The sequence below is a fragment of the Pontivivens marinum genome (assembly GCF_900231835.1).
Lineage (GTDB): Bacteria > Pseudomonadota > Alphaproteobacteria > Rhodobacterales > Rhodobacteraceae > Pontivivens > Pontivivens marinum.
This window is the reverse complement of record NZ_OCTN01000004.1, coordinates 179,377-197,209: the sequence shown is the minus strand read 5'-3', so window position 1 is coordinate 197,209 and position 17,833 is coordinate 179,377. Positions and strand designations below refer to the sequence as shown.

Below are 17,833 nucleotides of genomic sequence, written 5' to 3'. Positions count from 1 at the left end.
ATAGCGCACGATCCGTCAACAACAAAATGCACTTTTACTTATTTTTAATCTTTACGTTAACGATTCAAACCACAAAACTCAACAATATCAATAAATATAGCCTCAATAGAATTAACCTTTACAAAGTCCGAAACAGAAAAAGGGCGCGAACCGGCTGGTTCACGCCCCAAATCCCTCGCGAATCTGCACCTTACTGGTTGCGACGCGCCTCAATCTCGCGCCAACGCGCCACATTGGCGTTGTGCTCGCTCAACGTAACCGCGAATGCATGACCGCCCGTGCCATCCGCAACAAAGAAGATATAGGGCGTCTCATCCGGATTTGCCGCCGCCGCAATCGCGTTGCGTCCGGGATTGGCAATCGGCGTCGGTGGCAACGCATCGATGGTGTAGGTGTTATAGGGCGTGGGGGTGTCCAGCTCACTGCGCCGCAATCCACGACCCAGAACGCCCTCACCATTGGTCACGCCATAAATCACCGCCGGATCGGTTTGCAGGCGTATCCCCTGCCGCAACCGGTTCACAAAGACGGAGGCAACCTGCGCCCGCTCCGCCGCGACACCGGTTTCCTTCTCGATCAAGGACGCCAGAACCAACAGTTCCTCAGGGCTATCCACCGGCAAATCATCCGCCCGCTCTGCCCAAGCAGCCGCCAGCACATTTTCCTGCGCGATCTGCATCCGCTCAATCACCGAGGCACGGGTATCACCGGGCTGCACCTCATAGCTGTCAGGGCTTAGCGATCCCTCCGCCGGTACATCCGCGATTTCACCCTCCAGAATGTCGATCCGTTGCAGCGCATCACGCACCTGCCAACTGGTCACACCCTCGGCCAAGGTCACACGATAGCGCGGGATCGCATCACTGTTGACCAGCTCGGTAAAGGCTGCGGGAATCGCGATCTCCTCCGCCGCTGGATCATAGGATGCAACCTCCTCGTAACGGCCCGTCACGGGGTTCAATTCCCGCGCAACCGCACTGATTGCGGTGACACCAACGCGGAAATTCACCTCAGCACCACAGGTGCTCTGCCCGCCGCGTGTGACAACATCTATGATCTCATCCATCGAACTGCCCGCCGCAACCAGATAGTTGCCGAATTTCAGATCGCCCGACCGCCCCGAATAATTCGCGCCAACCCGAAACAGCGTGGCGTGGGAAACAGCGTCCTGCGCCTCCAACCGCTGCGCAACAGCGCCCATTGAATCACCAGGCGCGACACGCAAGCAGATCGCCTGCTCCAGTGGCCCCTGCGCGACAAAGGTGCGCTGCCCCCAGAAAATCACGCCAGACGCAGCCGCCAGCGCGATAATCAGAAAGGTCAGAACATTCGAAGCAATCGAGCGGATCATTACGGATCAGACCTTCTTGAACAGAACCGAGGCATTGGTGCCCCCGAAGCCAAAGGAGTTGCTGAGCGCGACGTTGATCTCACGCTCCCGCTTTGCATTCGGTGCCAGATCCAAAGGTGTTTCCACCGCAGGATTGTCCAGATTGATCGTCGGTGGGGCAACCTGATCGCGGATCGACAGAATCGCAAAGATCGCCTCAATCGCGCCAGCAGCGCCCAACAGGTGGCCAGTTGCCGATTTGGTCGAGGACATCGTCGCCTTATCCGCAGCATCCCCCATCAACCGCTCAACCGCGCCCAGCTCGATCGTATCCGCCATGGTCGAGGTGCCATGCGCGTTGATGTAATCCACATCCGCAGCCGTCAAACCGGCCCGATCAATCGCCGCCTTCATGGAACGATAGGCACCGTCCCCATCCGATGCAGGCGCCGTGATGTGATAGGCGTCGCCGGACATGCCGTAACCAACAACCTCGGCGTAAATCTTGGCACCACGCGCAACTGCGTGCTCGTATTCCTCCAGCACAACAACACCGGCACCCTCACCCATAACAAAACCATCGCGGTCCTTGTCATAGGGGCGCGAGGCCTTCTCGGGCGTGTCATTATAGCCAGTGCTCAGCGCCTTGCAGGCGTTGAAACCAGCAATGCCCAGCTCACAAATCGCGCCCTCGGCACCACCTGCGATCATCACATCCGCATCGCCAAAGCCGATGATCCGCGACGCATCACCGATGGCATGCGCACCAGTGGAACATGCGGTCACAACAGCGTGGTTCGGACCCTTAAAGCCGTATTTGATGGACACCTGACCAGAGCACAGGTTGATCAGGCTGCCGGGAATAAAGAACGGCGACACACGGCGCGGGCCCTTTTCCTTGAGCAGGATCGCGGTCTGCGCAATGCTGTCCAATCCGCCAATGCCGGACCCGATCATAACACCGGTGCGCGCCTGACCGTCAGCATCCTCGGGCTTCCAGCCCGAATCCTCAACCGCCTGCGTCGCAGCAGCCATCGCAAATAGGATGAAGGTATCAACCTTGCGGGCTTCCTTGGGCGACATCCAATCATCAACATTGAATGTGCCATCTGTGCCGTCCCCTGTGGGAACCTCACACGCAATGCGTGTCGCCAGATGTGAAGCATCAAATTTGGTAATCGGACCCGCGCCCGATTCCCCATCCAACAAACGGCTCCACGTTTCTTCGACCCCGCAGGCCAAAGGTGTCACCATCCCCAATCCGGTCACAACCACTCGCCGCATACCGCTCTCCTCGTCATTTTGTTGTCAGGGATATAGCGCTGCTATGGGGGGTGCGACAAGGGAAGCCTTGCTTCTGAATGCAAGATGCGCCTCCGGCGGGGATATTTCATGAATGCGATATGCCCGTCACCCAACCACGCCGCACGTGCGTGGAGGGTGACGCATCGCATTCACGGCCATCGGCGTCCCCGCCTGTTCCGTAATGCCAACCTGCGCCGAATTGGTTATCGCATTCTTAAAATATCCCCGCCGGAGGCGCCCCCAAAACATCGCCCCGCAACGAAAAAGCGCGCCCCCATGCGGGAACGCGCCTTTCAAAGCCATCATACGGTCACGTTGGTGCCCGCATCAGGTGCGCTATTACTGCGCGCCCTTGATGAAGCTCACTGCGTCGCCGAACGTCTGGATCGTCTCAGCGGCGTCGTCTGGGATCTCGATCCCGAACTCTTCCTCGAAGGCCATGACCAGCTCAACAGTGTCGAGGCTGTCTGCGCCGAGGTCGTCGATGAACGACGCATTCTCGGTCACTTTGTCCTCTTCGACGCTCAGGTGCTCGACGACGATCTTCTTCACGCGATCTGCAATGTCGCTCATATCCATATTCCTCGTTTCGGTCGGAAGGGACGCGCCCTATCCGATAGGTTCCCAGTGTGAATTACCACCGGGCGATGGGTCCGCCGTAACGGAAAAAGGCCCGTCTGACAATCCGGCACGAACATGTGCGCGGCATCCGGTGGGCCCGTGTGCGGCGGGCTATAGCACAACCTATGCGATGCGCAAACGCTTTCGCACAGCTTGCAAAAACCGCTTAGATCATCGCCATGCCGCCGTTGACGTGCAGCGTCTGGCCCGTGACATAAGCGGCCTCCTGACTTGCCAGATAGAGCACAGCAGAGGCGATTTCATCCCCTGTGCCCATCCGACCGGCAGGAATCGCAGTCAGAATGCCATCTTTCTGCTTTTCATTCAATTTATCGGTCATCGCCGTTTCAATGAAACCGGGGGCCACGCAATTGGCAGTGATGCCGCGCGATGCGACTTCCTGTGCCAGCGATTTGGTCAAACCGATCATGCCTGCCTTGGACGCGGCATAATTTACCTGCCCGCCATTGCCGGTCACACCCACGACGGAGGTGATGTTGATGATACGCCCCCAACGGGCCTTCATCATCGGGCGCATCACACCACGACACAACCGCATCGAGGAGGTCAGGTTTACGTCGATAACCCGCGACCATTCATCATCGGACATCCGCATAAAGATGTTGTCAGCCGTGATCCCTGCATTGTTGACGAGGATATCCAGCGAGCCCATGGCCGCGATGGCCTGTTTTGGCAATGCCTCAACCGCCTCCGCGTCGGACAGGTTGCACGGCAACACATGCGCGCGTTCACCCAACGTTTCGGCCAGCTCCTGCAACGGTGCCTCGCGCGTACCGCTGAGGCCAACAGTCGCCCCCGCAGCATGCAGTGCAGTGGCGATCGCGCCGCCGATACCACCGGATGCACCGGTGACGAGGGCCGTTTTGCCAGTCAAATCAAACATAAATATTACTCCTTCAGCGCGGCGATATTGTCGGGTGTGCCGACAGCCTTGCACGCGATCGTCTTATCAATACGGCGGATCATGCCGGCCAGCGCCTTACCAGCGCCGATTTCCCAAATTTCGGTAACGCCCTGCGCGGCCATATAGCCGACGCTTTCACGCCAACGCACGGAGCCTGTGACCTGCTCAACCAGCAACTCGCGAATCTGTGCAGGATCGTCGGTCGCGGATGCGGTGACATTGGCGACCAGCGGCACGGCCGGTGCGGCGATATCAACGGCGGCCAAGGCTTCGGCCATGACCCGCGCCGCAGGTTCCATCAATGCGCAGTGGAACGGAGCAGAAACGGGCAGCAGAACCGCGCGCTTTGCACCATGCTCCTTGGCGATTTCACAGGCACGCTCAACCGCGGCCTTATGGCCGGAAACCACAACCTGACCGGGATCGTTATCATTTGCAGCCTGACAGATTTCACCCTGCGCGGCCTGCTCTGCGACGGTTTTAACCGTCTCGAAATCCAGCCCCAGCAACGCGGCCATGGCACCAACACCAACCGGAACGGCCTGCTGCATTGCCTCGCCCCGCTTGCGCAGCAAACGCGCCGTATCGCCAAGGCTCAACGCACCGGCAGCGCATAGCGCGGAATATTCGCCCAGCGAATGCCCCGCGACATGGGACGCGCCGGACAGGTCAAACCCCTCGGCTGCCAATGCACGCATAGCGGCAATGGATGTCGCCATCAGCGCGGGCTGCGCATTGGCGGTCAGGGTCAGGTCGGCGATATCGCCCTCCCAAATCAGCGTGGACAGCTTTTCGCCCAACGCATCATCAACCTCCTCAAAGACCTGTGCGGCCTGCGGGTAGGCATCGGCAAGCGCCTTGCCCATGCCGATTGTTTGAGCACCCTGCCCCGGAAATACGAATGCGCGCATATCATGTTCCTCATATGTCGTTACGTCACAGTTTAAGGTGCGCAGGGATAGGGGGCAAGCGGTCAGGGCCTAGGAAACCTGCACGCCGTTCGCCCATGTCCCCCGCAATACCGGCGAGCCGCCCATCATGGCGAACCGGATCACGTCCGCCCGCATTCCACCGGTCAAAACACCCCGATCTGTCAGGCCGACACTGCGCGCGGGTGCATGGGTGACGGTGGCCAAACCACGGGCGTAATCGGCCCATTCCTCGGCCAGTTGCACGGCCCCCATCAGCAGCGAGGCAGGCACGTAATCCGACGACAGAATATCCAGCCGGTCCCGCTGCGCCAGTTCCAGCGCGGCGACATTGCCGGAATGCGAGCCACCGCGCACAAGGTTCGGCGCGCCCATGATGGTCTGGATACCCACCTGACGGCAGGCATCCGCCGCCTCAACCGAGGTGGGGAATTCTGCGATTTTCACACCGTAACCGTAGCTGGTGGCGACCTGCGCGGCGGTTGTGTCATCATGGCTGGCCAGCGTGGCACCATAGCGGCGCGCCGCCTCAACGGTCGCTGCCTCATGCGCGGCGCCATAGGTTTCGTGCAGGCCCAGCAGGAACGAGACATAGCCATCGAATTCATCCGCGGGCAGGCCGTGCTTGCCGCAAACATAGTCCCGATATTTCGTGATGTCCGAAAATTGGCGCTGCCCCGGCGTGTGGTCCATCATCGACACGATCCCAACGCGGTCATCCGGCCCGAACTCGGCCAGTTCATCAACCAAGGTTTCCGAGCACGTTTCAGCTCGCAAATGGATGTGATGGCTGATGCGCAGCGCGCCCTCGGCCCGCATGGCGACAATCTCGTTCGCCATGTTGCGCGCATATTTGCCATACCGCTTTTGCCCCGCGGACACGATGGAGCCAACGCGGATCGCATCGAACACGGTGGTGATACCGGTGCCCGCCAGTTCCCGATCATGGGCGATAATCGCGGCGCGGTGGGGCCAATCCACCTTGGGCCTTGGGGACAGGTGCCGCTCCAGATTATCGGTGTGCAATTCGACCAAACCGGGGGCAACCCAATCACCCTGACAATCCACCGCACCAACGGGCACCGATGCGCCCTGTGCGATCTCAACGATATGACCATCGCGCATGCGCAGCGATCCGGTCACGACCTCGTCCTCTAGGATCAGGCGAGCATTGGAGAGAATGATGTCTTGTGTCATGGAATCGTCACGCTGTGTTGGCAGGCAGTGCTGTCTGCGGGAGTGAAATGATGTTTGAGCGATATGCAATTTTCTACACGCCGCCCGAGGGGCCGCTGGCCGATTTCGGCGCGCGCTGGTTGGGCTGGGATAATGCAAAGGGGCGCGCGCTGGCGCATCCCTATGCCGATGGGTTGGACGTTGCCGCCATTACGGCCACGCCCCGCAAATACGGGATTCACGGCACGCTGAAGGCACCGTTTCATCTGGCGCAGGGCCTGACGCAGGATGATCTGCTGCACGGGGTTCAGGACTTTGCGCGCAACCATGCGGCGGTGCGGATCGCGGAAATGGACCTTGCCCATCACCACGGCTTTGTCGGCCTGCGCCCCGTTGGCGAAAACCCCGCGCTGGGTGCGCTGGCCAGTGATATCGTGCGTAAGCTGGACGCCTATCGCGCCCCCTTGACCGACGCCTATATCGCCCGCCGCCGTCGCGCCGGTCTGACGCCGAAACTGGACGCACAGATGCTGGAATGGGGTTATCCCTATATCTTTGACGATTTCCACTTTCATCTGACGTTGAGCGACCAGTTGTCGGTGGCGCAGGCGGCGCAAGTGATCGACGCGCTCAGCACCCCCATCGCCCGCGCCCTGCCCGCCGCGCTGGACATCGATGCGATCACCCTGATGGGCGAGGATGCGGACGGTATGTTCCACCAAATTCACCGCGCCACGCTGTCAGGGTAAAGGCACGCCCGAACCGCCTGCACGCAATCGGCCAAGGTGCTGTCGTTCACCACGTCATGCACGGTCAGTTCCGGTGGAAAGGTAAAGGCGGGCCGTTGCAGGCGGCGGGCAATATCGTCCGCATCCTCACGCCCGCGATCCGCCAGTCTCGCGGCCAGTGCGGCGCGGGGTGCGGTCAGGGAAATAACCTCGAACTTTGCGAAACGGTCAGCAGCCTCCTGCAATTTCGCGCGTGAGATGTTGGCGAGCACATCGCGCCCCGCCGCAATCTCATCATCCACGCTGCGCGGGATCGCGTAGCGCAACCCATGAGCGGGCCAGTTCAGCGCAAAGGCTCCGGCCTGTTGCAACAGATCGAAAGCGGTTTCGCTAACGCCCTCGAAATCCTCACCGCCCGCATCTGACGGGCGGGTGATGATCCGCCGCGCCAGAACGATATTCGGATCGCTGGCCAGCGCCGCCATGACGCTGTCCTTGCCCACGCCTGACGGGCCGACAACCGCGATGAAGCGCCCGCTCACGCCGCCAATCCCGGGGTGAATCCGGTGACATCCACCTGCCGGTCGCACAGCCGTTCGCGGGCTGGTGCGTCGTGGAAAATGCCGATGATTGCGGTGCCGCGTGCCTTCGCCTCCTCAACCATGGTCAACACGGTTTCGCGGTTGATAGGATCAAGGCTGGCCGTCGGCTCATCCAATAGCAGCGCCGGATAGGGATAGGCGAACCCGCGCGCGATGTTCACCCGCTGTTGTTCACCACCGGAAAACGTCGTGGGGCTTAGCGCCCACAGACGCTCCGGTATATTCAATCGCGCCAACAGGCCGCGCGCGATCTCGCGAGCCTCGTCATGCGGGGTGCCGGTCATCAACAGCGGTTCGGCAACCACGTCCAGCGTGGAAACACGAGGCACCACGCGCAGGAACTGGCTGACATAGCCCAAGGTCCGGCGGCGCAGGGCGATAATCTCACGCGGTTGGGCGGTGGCAACATCCACATCCCCGACCATAATCCGCCCCGAGGCCGTCAGGTAATTGCCATAGATCATCCGCATCAGCGTGGATTTACCTGCGCCTGATGCTCCGACCAGCGCAACACATTCGCCCGCCGCCACGGCCAGCGATGCGCCCTCCATCACGGGAATAACCGCACCGCCCTGATTGTGCAGCGTGAACGACTTTGAAACATTTTCAATCGAGATCATGATCTTATACCTGCAAGACAGAGGAAACGAGAAGCTGCGTATAGGCATGTTGCGGATCGTCGAGCACTTGGTCCGTCAGACCCGTCTCAACCACCTGCCCATCCTTCATCACCATCAAACGATCGGCGAGCAAGCGTACCACAGCCAAATCATGGGTCACGATAATCGCACTCAACCCCATTTCACGCACCAAGCCGCGCAACAGATCCAGCAAGCGCGCCTGAACGCTGACATCCAACCCGCCTGTCGGCTCATCCATGAACACCAGACGCGGGCCGGTGACGAGGTTGCGCGCAATTTGCAGCCGCTGCTGCATGCCGCCGGAAAAGGCCGTGGGCCGGTCATCAATCCGGTCCGCTGCAATCTCCACCCGCCCAAGCCAATCGGTGGCGGTGTCGCGAATCTCACCGTAATGCCGTGCGTTAACGGCCATCAGACGCTCACCCACATTGCCGCCAGCGCTGACATTCATCCGCAGCCCGTCGCGGGCATGTTGATGCACGAATGCCCAATCGGTGCGCGACAGCATCCGCCGCTCCGGCTCGCTCATCGTGACGGTGTCACGCAGGCCGCCATCATGCTGGCCGTCGGCGCGGGTATCGAACTTCACCGCGCCACGATCCGGCACCAGATGACCGGCAAGGCAGTTGAGCAGCGTGGATTTACCCGATCCACTCTCGCCTACGATGCCCATCACCTCACCGGGGTACAGGTCAAAGGAAACGTCGGTGCAGCCAATGCGTGCACCGTATAGTTTCGCGATGTTTTCAACTTGCAACAGGGGCGTCATGCCGCGTCCTCCTCGTATGGCACGCCCTGCGCGCCAATATGGCCAGCCTTGCGACGGCTGGTGCAATAATCGGTGTCCGAACACATAAACATCCGGCCGCCCGCATCATCCACGATCAGCTCGTCCAGATAGCTTTCGGTGGAGCCGCACAGGTCGCACGCATGATCGGCTTTGGTTGCCTCGAACGGATAATCGTCGAAATCCAGACTGACGACCTTGGTAAACGGGGGCAGCGCGTAGATGCGCTGTTCGCGCCCAGCGCCGAACAACTGGATTGCCGGCATGGACAGTTTGGGGTTGTCGAATTTCGGAATTGGCGAGGGGTCCATGACATAGCGGTCCTCAACCTTCACCGGATAGGCATAGGCGGTGGCGATCGCGCCGTGCTGGCTGATATCCTCGTATAGCTTCACATGCATCAGGCCGTATTCCTCCAGCGCGTGCATCTTGCGCGTCTCAACCTCGGATGGTTCGAGGAAGCGCAGCGGCTCAGGAATCGGCACCTGATAGACGAGGATCTGGCCCGCATTCATTTGCTCCTCAGGGATACGGTGGCGGGTCTGGATCACGCTGGCCTCGGCGGTTGCCTCGGTCACGGCAACATCGGCGGTTTTCTGGAAAAAGCGCCGAATGCTGACCGCGTTGGTCGTGTCATCCGCGCCCTGATCGATCACCTTGAACGTATCATCCGGTGTTAGAACGGCGGCGGAAACCTGTACGCCGCCCGTTCCCCACCCATAGGGCATAGGCATTTCACGGCTAGCAAAGGGCACCTGATACCCAGGAATGGCCAATCCCTTCAGGATCGCGCGGCGGATCATCCGCTTTGTCTGCTCATCCAGATATGCGAAATTGTAGTCAGACATTGCAGGTATCCTCCCGAAAAGAACGGGGGAACGTGCGAAGTGATACAGACAGCGCCCCCCATGTCGAACCAGACGCAGTGCTCATGCACGCTGCATGGTGTGGAGTAAAAAGTAATGATTGAGTTTGTAGCGGCCGCTTTCGCCCTGATCGCCCTTGTCGGGTATATCGTCCAGAAAAACCGTGCCGAGCTAACTTTGCTGATGATGAACAAACCAGAGGCCCGCGCGCAGCGTCTGTTTGACGAGGCAGCAGCCCAGCAGCAGGCCCACAACAAGGCACCATCGCGGCGTAGGTAAGCACACGGGTCATTCCGCCACCTGCTGCAAAGCCGTCGCCTCGCGCCGCAATTTCCGGATCAACTCCAGCTCGGACTGGAAATCGACGTAATGGGGCAGTTTGATATGCTCCAGAAATCCGGTCGCCTGAATATTGTCGCAGTGATACAGCACGAATTCCTCGTCCTGCGCAGGGGCGCCGACATTATCCTCGCCCAGTTCCGCCCAGCGCAGCGCACGATCGACCAGCGCCATGGAAATCGCCTTACGCTCTGTCATACCAAAGACGAGGCCGTAGCCACGGGTGAATTGCGGCGGTTCTGTTTTCGATCCCTTGAACTGGTTCACCGTTTCGCATTCGGTCAGCGTGACCTCTCCGATCTCGATGGCGAAGCCCAGTTCGGGGATGTCCATTTCCACAGGCACCGCACCGATGCGCAGTTCCGCGACAAAGGCGTGGTTGCGTGCATGACCGCGCTGCGTGGAATAGGCCATGCCGAGGATAAAGCCCTCATCCCCTCGCGTTAACGCCTGCAATCGCAGGGCGCGGCTGGCGGGTAGCTCCATCGGCGCGCGGGTCAAATCGTCGGGCACGTCAGCGCCCTCACCTTCAACCTGTATCAAATCCTCACGGTCGAGGAAGGACATGATATGGGGTGTCTGCTCCTCACGCCCTGTGGTTTGGGCGGCCTGTGGCACCTCACCATCCGCGGCCAGCTTAAAGTCCAGCAGGCGGTGTGTGTAATCAAAGGTCGGGCCTAGAATTTGCCCCCCCGGTGCATCCTTGAACGTCGCAGAGACACGGCGGTCGCAGGACATCTGCTCCGTCTCTACCGGTAGGCTGGCGCCCAATCGGGGCAAGGTGGTGCGATAGGCGCGGATCAGGAAGATCGCCTCGATCAAATCCCCGCGCGACTGCTTGATGGCGAGGGCCGCGAGGTCAGGATCATATAGCGACCCCTCCGCCATCACACGGTTTACGGCCAGCGCCAGTTGTTCGCGGATTTGTGGTACGCTCAGCTCGGCTACGGCGGAATCGCCGCGCCGCTCCTCAGCCAGCCATGCATGGGCATTGTCGATGGCGCGCTCGCCACCCTTTACGGCAACATACATCAGGACACCTTCGTTGTGCGCGGCAAACCGGCTAGGCGGTCAGCGCAGGTGAACAGAAAATCCAGACCGCGCGGGAAATGCTGCGCATTGGACTGGAAGGTTTCGATCTCTGGCAGGGACAGCGTGGCCGTGTGCTCAATCCCCGGACCGCGCAGCGTCGCGCCATCTGTGCTCAGCTCAGGCAGTTCCACAATCAGCGTGGTTGAGCGGTCAGGATATTCCGATGTGCCCAGCGGGAATTCCCCCACCGGCATTTGATCCCATTCGCCCAGCGCAAAGGCGGCGTCAGCAGGCGCGCAGATCGGCGCGCCGGTGTGGAATGCGATCCAGTCGCGCACCGCGGGCGTGTCATAGCGGGGCGTCAGGAAAATCGGCGTTTCGGGGTCGCACAGCGTCAGCACAACCACACCCGCCGCGATGGAGAGCGGAGCGGGGGGCGTGGCACCCTGAACAGCCTCGATCACACCGGGGCGGGCCGTGACATTCATCACCGCGCGAAAGGCATGGGCCGCATCAATCGGCGCATTGGCAAAGCCGCCCTCAAGAGCATGCATATCCATCAATCCTCACCCCGTACCATTGTGAAGAAATCAACCTTGGTCGCTGCCGCCTTGGCCGCGCGGGTGGATTTCATCTGGTCCATTGCGTTGCCCAGCGGCGTCAGGATTTCCGCCTGCACCCGGGGGGCCACATCGGTTTGCATCATCGCGTCGATCAGGGCGGCGGTCAGCGCCTGCGCCTTGTCCCGACCCTGTACATAACCGTGACCAACCGTGCCGTCGGACAGCTTGATCGAGGCGCGGGTCACCGTCATCTCACCCAGATTAAAGGCCGCGCCAACCGCCCCTGCCCGACCGCGCACCATGACGCCGCCGATTTCAGGGGCGCGCAAAACACTGTGCTGCGGCGGCACGAACGCCCCCCACAATTGCGCCAATAGCGTCGCAGGGGATTTGGCGAGCATGCTCATCCACGCCTTGCGCGCTGCATTCGGATCGGAGCCATCCATCTATCTAGACACCTTTTGATGTTTACTATACAACTAGACAAATACTAGAACCGAGCCGCGATTCCCGCAATCCCGCTTTCTGTGAAGGTTTCGTAACAATGGCACGCACACCGCTCTGGACCTCCATCGCTGAAACCCTGCGCCATGAAATCGCGGCGGGGCATTACACGGCTGGTGACAAGCTGCCGACGGAGGCATCCCTGTCCGCCCGCTTTGGCGTGAACCGCCACACGGTGCGCCATGCGTTAAAGGTGTTGGGCGATGAGGGGACAGTGCATGCACGTCGCGGGGCCGGAGTATTCGTAACCACCACCCCCACCGATTACCCCATCGGGCGGCGTGTGCGGTTTCATCAAAATCTAGCCGCCGCCGGACGCACCCCTACGAGGCAAGCCCTGCATTTGGAAACACGCATTGCCGACCCAAGAGAAGCGGAAAATCTCGACCTGCCAAAGGGAGCACAAGTGCATGTTTATGAGGGGCTATCCCTGTCCGATGGGCAACCTCTTGCACTGTTTCGCAGCGTCTTTCCCGCCGCCCGCCTACCTGGAATGATCGCCGCGTTGCAGGAACAGCAATCTGTCACACTGGTTTTAGCCGCCGAGGGCATACCTGACTACACCCGCGCCAGTACCCGCCTGACAGCAAAGCTGGCCACGGCCACCCAAGCATTGCATCTACGCATTGCCGAGGGTGCACCAATCCTGCGCACCGTTGCCCTGAACGTGGATCCAGACGGCATTCCGATTGAATACGGACATACTTGGTTCGCAGGGGATCGCATCACATTAACCATTGGCGAGGGCGAACTGTCACATAGCTGAAACAGCTTGGCGGCATATGTGTCGCAAAGATCAGAAAGGCTACCCGATGACACTGCCCCACCTACGCCTGACCGGCGCGCAAATCCTGCACGATGGCACCTTTACCGACGGTGCGATTACCGTTGCGGACGGTACGCTGCACAATACGGGCGGGCGCAATCTGGACCTGAGCGGATACTGGCTGCTGCCCGGCATCATCGATCTGCACGGCGATGCGTTTGAGCGTCACATGGCTCCGCGCCCCTCGGCTCCGTTTTCGCCTCAGGTCGCGCTGACCTCCACCGATCTGGATGCGGCGACCTGCGGTGTTACAACGGCATGGATGGCGCAAAGCTGGTCATGGGAGGGGGGATCACGCGGCCCTGCGGCGGCGCTGAATTTCCTTGAGACATTCGAGGGCTATCGTCCAAACGCCCTGACCGATCTACGGGTTCAGTTGCGGTGCGAGACATATACATTCGACACGCTGGAGATGATGACCCACGCGATCCGCCGATTTGGCGTCGATTACGTGGTGTTCAACGATCACCTGTGGGAGGCAAAGTGGCTGGGCGACAACCGCCCTGATGAGCTGATCGGCTGGGCCGCCCGCGCAGGGCGCACCGTGGCGCAGCATATGGAGCTGGTCGAGGAACGCCTATCGCGTCAGGCCGAGGTACAGCCCTATCTCGAAGCCCTGATGCAGGTATTCAACGATCATGGCGTGCGGTCCGGCAGCCATGATGATGCAACCGCCGACGCTCGTGACCGCTTTCACGCGCTGGGCGCACGCACCTGCGAATTCCCGACCGCAGTTGAACCCGCGCAACGGGCCAAGGAGCTGGGCGATCCGATCCTGATGGGTGCGCCAAATGTGGCCCGTGGCGGGTCGCAATCCGGCAATATCGCAGCGGAGGATCTGGTACGCGCTGGCCTATGTGATGCATTGGTATCGGATTACCACTATGCGTCGATGCCGCTGGCGGCGTTCGCGCTGGCGGATCGGGGGGCGATGCCTCTTGGCCAAGCGTGGCAGATGATCTCAACCAATCCTGCGGACATTATGTCGATGTCGGATCGTGGTCGGATTGCAGCTGGTCAGCGGGCCGATCTGGCGATTGTGAACATGGAAACCCGCACGATTGAGGGCACCCTGTCCGGCGGTCGCTGGTCGCATCTGGCCGGTGATCTGGCGGGGCGTTTGTCCTGTATGCCGCAGCTCAGCATCGCCGCTGAATAAAAAGCCGAATAGAAAGACGGGGGCGTTGTGCCCCCGACCCTTACCCTATTCGTATTTCTCTAGAAACGCCTCGGCCCTCAGCGTTCGGAAATCATCCAGCGTGGCGTGCAGGCGATCGTGATCCCAATCCCACCATGCCAGCGCGATCATCCGGTCGGCCACCTCCTGCGGATAACGCATCCGCATCGGTGTCGCTGGCAAACCCGCAACGATGGTGTAGGGGGCGACATCCTTGGTCACGATGGCCCCACCGGCAACGACGCAACCATTGCCTAGTGTGACCTCGGGCCGGATTTGCGCGCCGTGGCCGATCCACGTGTCATGGCCGATCACTGCGCGGCGTGTGCGGCGATGGGCGAACCAATCCTCGTCATGGGTCGCATCATCGAAATAATCAGCCGAGCGGTAATGGAAATGGTGCAAGCTCGCCTTGTCCATCGGGTGATCCGTCGCACCGATCCGCACGCAGGACGCGATGTTGGCGAACTTCCCGATCTGCGCATTCGCAATATCGGCCATTCGGTCGCAATAGGAATAATCCCCGATATGCGAATGGGCGAGGCGCGTGGCCCGCCCAATCTCAACATAGCGGCCAAAGGTGGTGTCGATGATCTCGCATTCAGGATGCACATAGGGCGCATCCGCTGTCAGGCGTGCCATTAAAAGTCTCGTTCCTCGCCGTTCCAAATAAAGAACTTGCCGGTTTCTGTTGGGGTCAGCCGTGCGGCCAGATCGAGGATACCAGCCGCCACATCATCGGCGTTCAGGTCCGCTTCATCGCCGCCCATATCGGTGCGCACCCACCCCGGATCGATCAGCGCGACGGGGATATCCACGTCCGCCAGATCGGTGGCCAGCCCCTGCATCACCTTGTTCACCGCGGATTTCGACGCGCGATAGGCGATCCGGTCGGATTTAGCATAGCCCATTCCGGACATCTGGCTGGAGATCGTCAGGATGCGCGGGCTGTCACTGTCGCGCAGGTGGGACAGAAACGCCTGCGATACGGCCAACGGACCCGCGACATTTACGGCAAAGGTTTTGGCCATGCCGTCAAAATCCATGTCCAGCGTGCTTTGCCGTTCTGGCCCGATGATCCCTGCATTGTTGATCAGGATATCAATCGGGCCGTCCAGCGCATCAGCGGCCGCCTGAATGGAAGCGATATCTGTTACATCCATCGTGACATCGCCGCCCTGCCCTGCGCGCGTGGCGCGGATGACCTGCCAGCCGCGTGCCTCCGCATTGGCGGCCATCGCGGCCCCGATGCCACGATTTGCACCGGTGATTAGAATTCGGGTCATACGTCCCCTCCGCCCTTGATCAGCTTGCGCCGCAACCAGCCAGAGAACGTGTCCATCGCCATCACCAACAGGATGATCAGGACGATGTAATAGGACACTTCCTCCCAATCCTTCTGGGTGATGATCGCCTGCGTCAGCATCAAACCGATACCGCCGCCGGTGATCGCACCGATAATGGTGGCAGAGCGCGTGTTACTCTCCAGATAGTACAGGACTTGGCTGAGCAGCACAGGCGTGATTTGCGGGATGACGCCAAAGCGGTAGCGCTGCATTGGTTTCGCACCGGTCGAGGAAACACCCTCGATCTGCTTTTCGTCCACGTTTTCCAGCGCTTCCGAGAACATCTTACCAAACGAACCCGTATCCGTCAGCAGGATCGCAATCGAACCGGTCAGCGGGCCAGGGCCGAAGGCACGGCTGAGCACAATGGTCCAGATCAGGCCATCAACACCGCGCAGGAAGTCGAACACACGCCGCGCCGCGAACCGGAGGCTACCCAGCGGGGTGAAGTTCTTTGCCGCGAGGAAGGCCAGTGGCAACGCGATGATTGCCGCGCCAAATGTGCCGAGGAACGCCATCAGCACCGTTTCAACCAGCGCCCATGCAACATCACCGTGACGCCACATCGCATTATTCCAGAAGTCGCTCCAGATCGCGCCAGCCTCGCCACTAAAGGCGCGTGAGGCGATCTGACCCCAGCTCATATCGTGATAGGGGCTTTCGAGGGTAAAGAAGAACAGCTCCCAACCCGGTGCGTAGCGGAACACCTCGGACCGGTTGCGGGTCACGGTCAGGCGCCCTGCATCGGTGGTCACGGTCAGACGGTTGCCTGAGGCGTTAATCCACTCGGGCACGGGGCCGTCGGGCAGCTCCGCGTTCACGCCGGTATTGCCCGGATCGGTCACAATCAGGCCATAGCCCGGCACGTCATAGGTCACGTTCTGGCCGAAGGTCACGACGTGGCCCTCTCCCAGATCAATCACTGTATCTGCGCCCAGCGCAACCCAATCAGGGGATGTGCCCTCAGGATAGCGGCCCTTACGCTCACCCTCGATCGCGATCTGGACGGAGCCGTTGCGGTTGTCGCGGGTCACGTGGGTTTTATAGCTATAGGTATCTGCAACCAGCGTGCGGGCATTGCCTACATTGACCCGGTCCGTCAACCCCGGCACATCGAATGCGAAGAAGGCATAGGTCAGGTACAACAGGATCAGCAACGGTAGGGCCAATGCGGTCAGGCGCTTACGCCGGAACCCGCTGACGGTTTGCATGGCAAGGGTTGTCATGGGTGCACTTCCTGAAGTTTTGCGCCATGGGTCAGGCGGTTACGCACGACGCTGGACAGTTGATCGACAGCAACGATGGTCAGGAACAACAGCAGGAAAATCGCGGCTGCTTCGTCGAACTTGCCCTGCCCCCATGTCATCGTGTTGCGCAGGTCATAGCCAATGCCACCGGCCCCGACGAAGCCGAGGATGGCGGAGGCGCGGATGTTGATCTCGAACCGCAGCAATGCGTAGCTGAGGTAATTCGGCGCGACCTGCGGAATAACGCCCAGCCACATCCGCTGTGGCCATGTGGCGCCAACGGATTCCAGACCTTCGAGCGGTTTGAGGGAGGCGTTCTCGTTCACCTCGGAAAACAATTTGCCCAGCGCGCCGACTGTATGCAGCGCAATCGCGATCATTGCGGGAATCGGGCCGCCACCCAGCAGATAGATCAGCACCAGCGCAACAACGATTTCGGGAATGGCGCGCAGGATATCCAGAACGCGGCGTAGTGGCCCGATCAGGAACGGCACAGGGGCAAGGCCCCGTGTCACCAGCAGCGAGACCATCAGGCCGATCAAGCCACCGATCAGCGTGGCCACAGCCGCGATATTCACAGTCTCGATCAGCGATGGGAAATATTTGACCAGATATCCCGGCAGCAGATGCCCGCGTTCATATGCCTCGGACAGCACATCGGCGGGGAAATCAAGGATGTTGGGAAGGCCCTCGAAGAACCCGCCAGCGTTGCGGTCATCCGCAGTTACAAAACCGGCGCCCAACATGGCGACGAACAGCAAAATCAGGATCAGGTTCATAACCCGTTTGCTGCGAGCGTGGGCAAGGTACTGCGCACGGATTTCATCCGTCGCGCCCTGTGTGCCGGTGAGGTCTGCCATTGTGGTCCCGCCTTAAAAAAGAGCGCCCC

Annotated in this window: 21 protein-coding genes; 4 read left to right on the top strand and 17 right to left on the bottom strand. The window is 60.5% G+C overall.

Annotation, left to right across the window (positions count from 1 at the left end):
• Positions 1 to 190: 190 nt before the first annotated feature.
• The 6 genes from mltG to CR254_RS11595 all read right to left on the bottom strand — a co-directional run bounded on the left by mltG (position 191) and on the right by CR254_RS11595 (position 6,307).
• Positions 191 to 1,351, bottom strand: coding sequence for an endolytic transglycosylase MltG (gene mltG, locus CR254_RS11620; RefSeq protein ID WP_097930129.1), 1,161 nt, complete (start codon positions 1,349 to 1,351; stop codon positions 191 to 193).
• 6 nt (positions 1,352 to 1,357) lie between these two features.
• Positions 1,358 to 2,614 (bottom strand): beta-ketoacyl-ACP synthase II, encoded by a 1,257-nt coding sequence (gene fabF, locus CR254_RS11615; RefSeq protein ID WP_097930127.1) that lies wholly within the window; start codon positions 2,612 to 2,614, stop codon positions 1,358 to 1,360.
• Positions 2,615 to 2,974: 360 nt separating this feature from the next.
• Complete coding sequence (locus tag CR254_RS11610) at positions 2,975 to 3,208, bottom strand: acyl carrier protein (RefSeq protein WP_097930126.1); 234 nt, start codon at positions 3,206 to 3,208, stop codon at positions 2,975 to 2,977.
• 214 nt (positions 3,209 to 3,422) lie between these two features.
• Positions 3,423 to 4,160 (bottom strand): 3-oxoacyl-[acyl-carrier-protein] reductase, encoded by a 738-nt coding sequence (gene fabG / locus CR254_RS11605; protein ID WP_097930124.1) that lies wholly within the window; start codon positions 4,158 to 4,160, stop codon positions 3,423 to 3,425.
• A gap of 5 nt (positions 4,161 to 4,165) precedes the next feature.
• Positions 4,166 to 5,092, bottom strand: coding sequence for an ACP S-malonyltransferase (fabD, locus tag CR254_RS11600; RefSeq protein WP_097930122.1), 927 nt, complete (start codon positions 5,090 to 5,092; stop codon positions 4,166 to 4,168).
• Between the two features lie 69 nt (positions 5,093 to 5,161).
• Positions 5,162 to 6,307, bottom strand: a complete 1,146-nt coding sequence (locus tag CR254_RS11595; protein WP_097930121.1) for an alpha-D-ribose 1-methylphosphonate 5-triphosphate diphosphatase — start codon at positions 6,305 to 6,307, stop codon at positions 5,162 to 5,164.
• Between the two features lie 50 nt (positions 6,308 to 6,357).
• On the opposite strand from CR254_RS11595, the gene CR254_RS11590 reads away from it, so the two are divergent.
• Positions 6,358 to 7,035 (top strand): DUF1045 domain-containing protein, encoded by a 678-nt coding sequence (locus tag CR254_RS11590; RefSeq protein ID WP_097930119.1) that lies wholly within the window; start codon positions 6,358 to 6,360, stop codon positions 7,033 to 7,035.
• On the opposite strand, the gene phnN is transcribed toward CR254_RS11590, so the two are convergent.
• From phnN to CR254_RS11570, 4 genes are read right to left on the bottom strand one after another with little or no spacing between them, the layout of a single operon-like run.
• Positions 7,011 to 7,556: a phosphonate metabolism protein/1,5-bisphosphokinase (PRPP-forming) PhnN gene (phnN, locus tag CR254_RS11585; protein ID WP_097930118.1), complete on the bottom strand. Its 546-nt coding sequence runs from the start codon at positions 7,554 to 7,556 to the stop codon at positions 7,011 to 7,013. The genes CR254_RS11590 and phnN overlap by 25 nt on opposite strands.
• A complete protein-coding gene (gene phnL, locus CR254_RS11580) occupies positions 7,553 to 8,236 on the bottom strand; it encodes a phosphonate C-P lyase system protein PhnL (protein WP_097930116.1) in 684 nt (227 codons plus the stop codon). The genes phnN and phnL overlap by 4 nt, the downstream gene beginning before the upstream one ends.
• A 4-nt stretch (positions 8,237 to 8,240) precedes the next feature.
• The gene (gene phnK, locus CR254_RS11575; protein ID WP_097930114.1) at positions 8,241 to 9,026 is read right to left on the bottom strand and encodes a phosphonate C-P lyase system protein PhnK; all 786 of its coding nucleotides are present in this window, start codon (positions 9,024 to 9,026) and stop codon (positions 8,241 to 8,243) included.
• Positions 9,023 to 9,892, bottom strand: coding sequence for an alpha-D-ribose 1-methylphosphonate 5-phosphate C-P-lyase PhnJ (locus CR254_RS11570; RefSeq protein ID WP_097930112.1), 870 nt, complete (start codon positions 9,890 to 9,892; stop codon positions 9,023 to 9,025). Before CR254_RS11570 ends, phnK begins: the two co-directional genes overlap by 4 nt.
• Positions 9,893 to 10,006: 114 nt before the next feature.
• On the opposite strand from CR254_RS11570, the gene CR254_RS11565 reads away from it, so the two are divergent.
• Positions 10,007 to 10,189, top strand: coding sequence for a hypothetical protein (locus CR254_RS11565; protein WP_097930110.1), 183 nt, complete (start codon positions 10,007 to 10,009; stop codon positions 10,187 to 10,189).
• A gap of 9 nt (positions 10,190 to 10,198) precedes the next feature.
• Here the strand turns inward: CR254_RS11565 and CR254_RS11560 are convergent, their stop codons facing one another.
• Genes CR254_RS11560 through phnG form a run of 3 tightly spaced genes read right to left on the bottom strand, consistent with a single transcriptional unit; the run spans position 10,199 to position 12,290 of the window.
• On the bottom strand, positions 10,199 to 11,281 hold the full coding sequence (locus CR254_RS11560; RefSeq protein ID WP_097930109.1) for a carbon-phosphorus lyase complex subunit: 1,083 nt from the start codon (positions 11,279 to 11,281) through the stop codon (positions 10,199 to 10,201).
• Entirely contained in the window at positions 11,281 to 11,841 is a 561-nt protein-coding gene (gene phnH, locus CR254_RS11555; RefSeq protein ID WP_097930108.1) for a phosphonate C-P lyase system protein PhnH, read from the bottom strand. Before phnH ends, CR254_RS11560 begins: the two co-directional genes overlap by 1 nt.
• The gene (phnG, locus tag CR254_RS11550; protein WP_097930107.1) at positions 11,841 to 12,290 is read right to left on the bottom strand and encodes a phosphonate C-P lyase system protein PhnG; all 450 of its coding nucleotides are present in this window, start codon (positions 12,288 to 12,290) and stop codon (positions 11,841 to 11,843) included. The genes phnH and phnG overlap by 1 nt, the downstream gene beginning before the upstream one ends.
• 98 nt (positions 12,291 to 12,388) lie before the next feature.
• Here phnG and phnF point away from each other — a divergent pair, with 98 nt between their 5' ends.
• Together phnF and CR254_RS11540 are read left to right on the top strand one after the other, a co-directional pair.
• Complete coding sequence (gene phnF, locus CR254_RS11545; RefSeq protein WP_097930105.1) at positions 12,389 to 13,114, top strand: phosphonate metabolism transcriptional regulator PhnF; 726 nt, start codon at positions 12,389 to 12,391, stop codon at positions 13,112 to 13,114.
• A 46-nt stretch (positions 13,115 to 13,160) separates the two neighbouring features.
• A complete protein-coding gene (locus CR254_RS11540) occupies positions 13,161 to 14,333 on the top strand; it encodes an alpha-D-ribose 1-methylphosphonate 5-triphosphate diphosphatase (RefSeq protein ID WP_097930103.1) in 1,173 nt (390 codons plus the stop codon).
• Between the two features lie 45 nt (positions 14,334 to 14,378).
• Here CR254_RS11540 and CR254_RS11535 read toward each other — a convergent pair whose 3' ends face one another.
• From CR254_RS11535 to phnE (CR254_RS11520), 4 genes are read right to left on the bottom strand one after another with little or no spacing between them, the layout of a single operon-like run.
• Positions 14,379 to 14,993 carry an LbetaH domain-containing protein gene (locus CR254_RS11535; protein WP_097930101.1) on the bottom strand — a complete coding sequence of 205 codons (615 nt, stop codon included), beginning with the start codon at positions 14,991 to 14,993 and terminating at the stop codon, positions 14,379 to 14,381.
• Entirely contained in the window at positions 14,993 to 15,637 is a 645-nt protein-coding gene (locus tag CR254_RS11530) for an SDR family NAD(P)-dependent oxidoreductase (RefSeq protein WP_097930099.1), read from the bottom strand. Before CR254_RS11530 ends, CR254_RS11535 begins: the two co-directional genes overlap by 1 nt.
• Positions 15,634 to 16,923, bottom strand: coding sequence for a phosphonate ABC transporter, permease protein PhnE (phnE, locus tag CR254_RS11525; protein ID WP_097930097.1), 1,290 nt, complete (start codon positions 16,921 to 16,923; stop codon positions 15,634 to 15,636). Before phnE (CR254_RS11525) ends, CR254_RS11530 begins: the two co-directional genes overlap by 4 nt.
• On the bottom strand, positions 16,920 to 17,804 hold the full coding sequence (phnE, locus tag CR254_RS11520; protein ID WP_097930095.1) for a phosphonate ABC transporter, permease protein PhnE: 885 nt from the start codon (positions 17,802 to 17,804) through the stop codon (positions 16,920 to 16,922). The genes phnE (CR254_RS11525) and phnE (CR254_RS11520) overlap by 4 nt, the downstream gene beginning before the upstream one ends.
• Positions 17,805 to 17,833 lie beyond the last annotated feature (29 nt).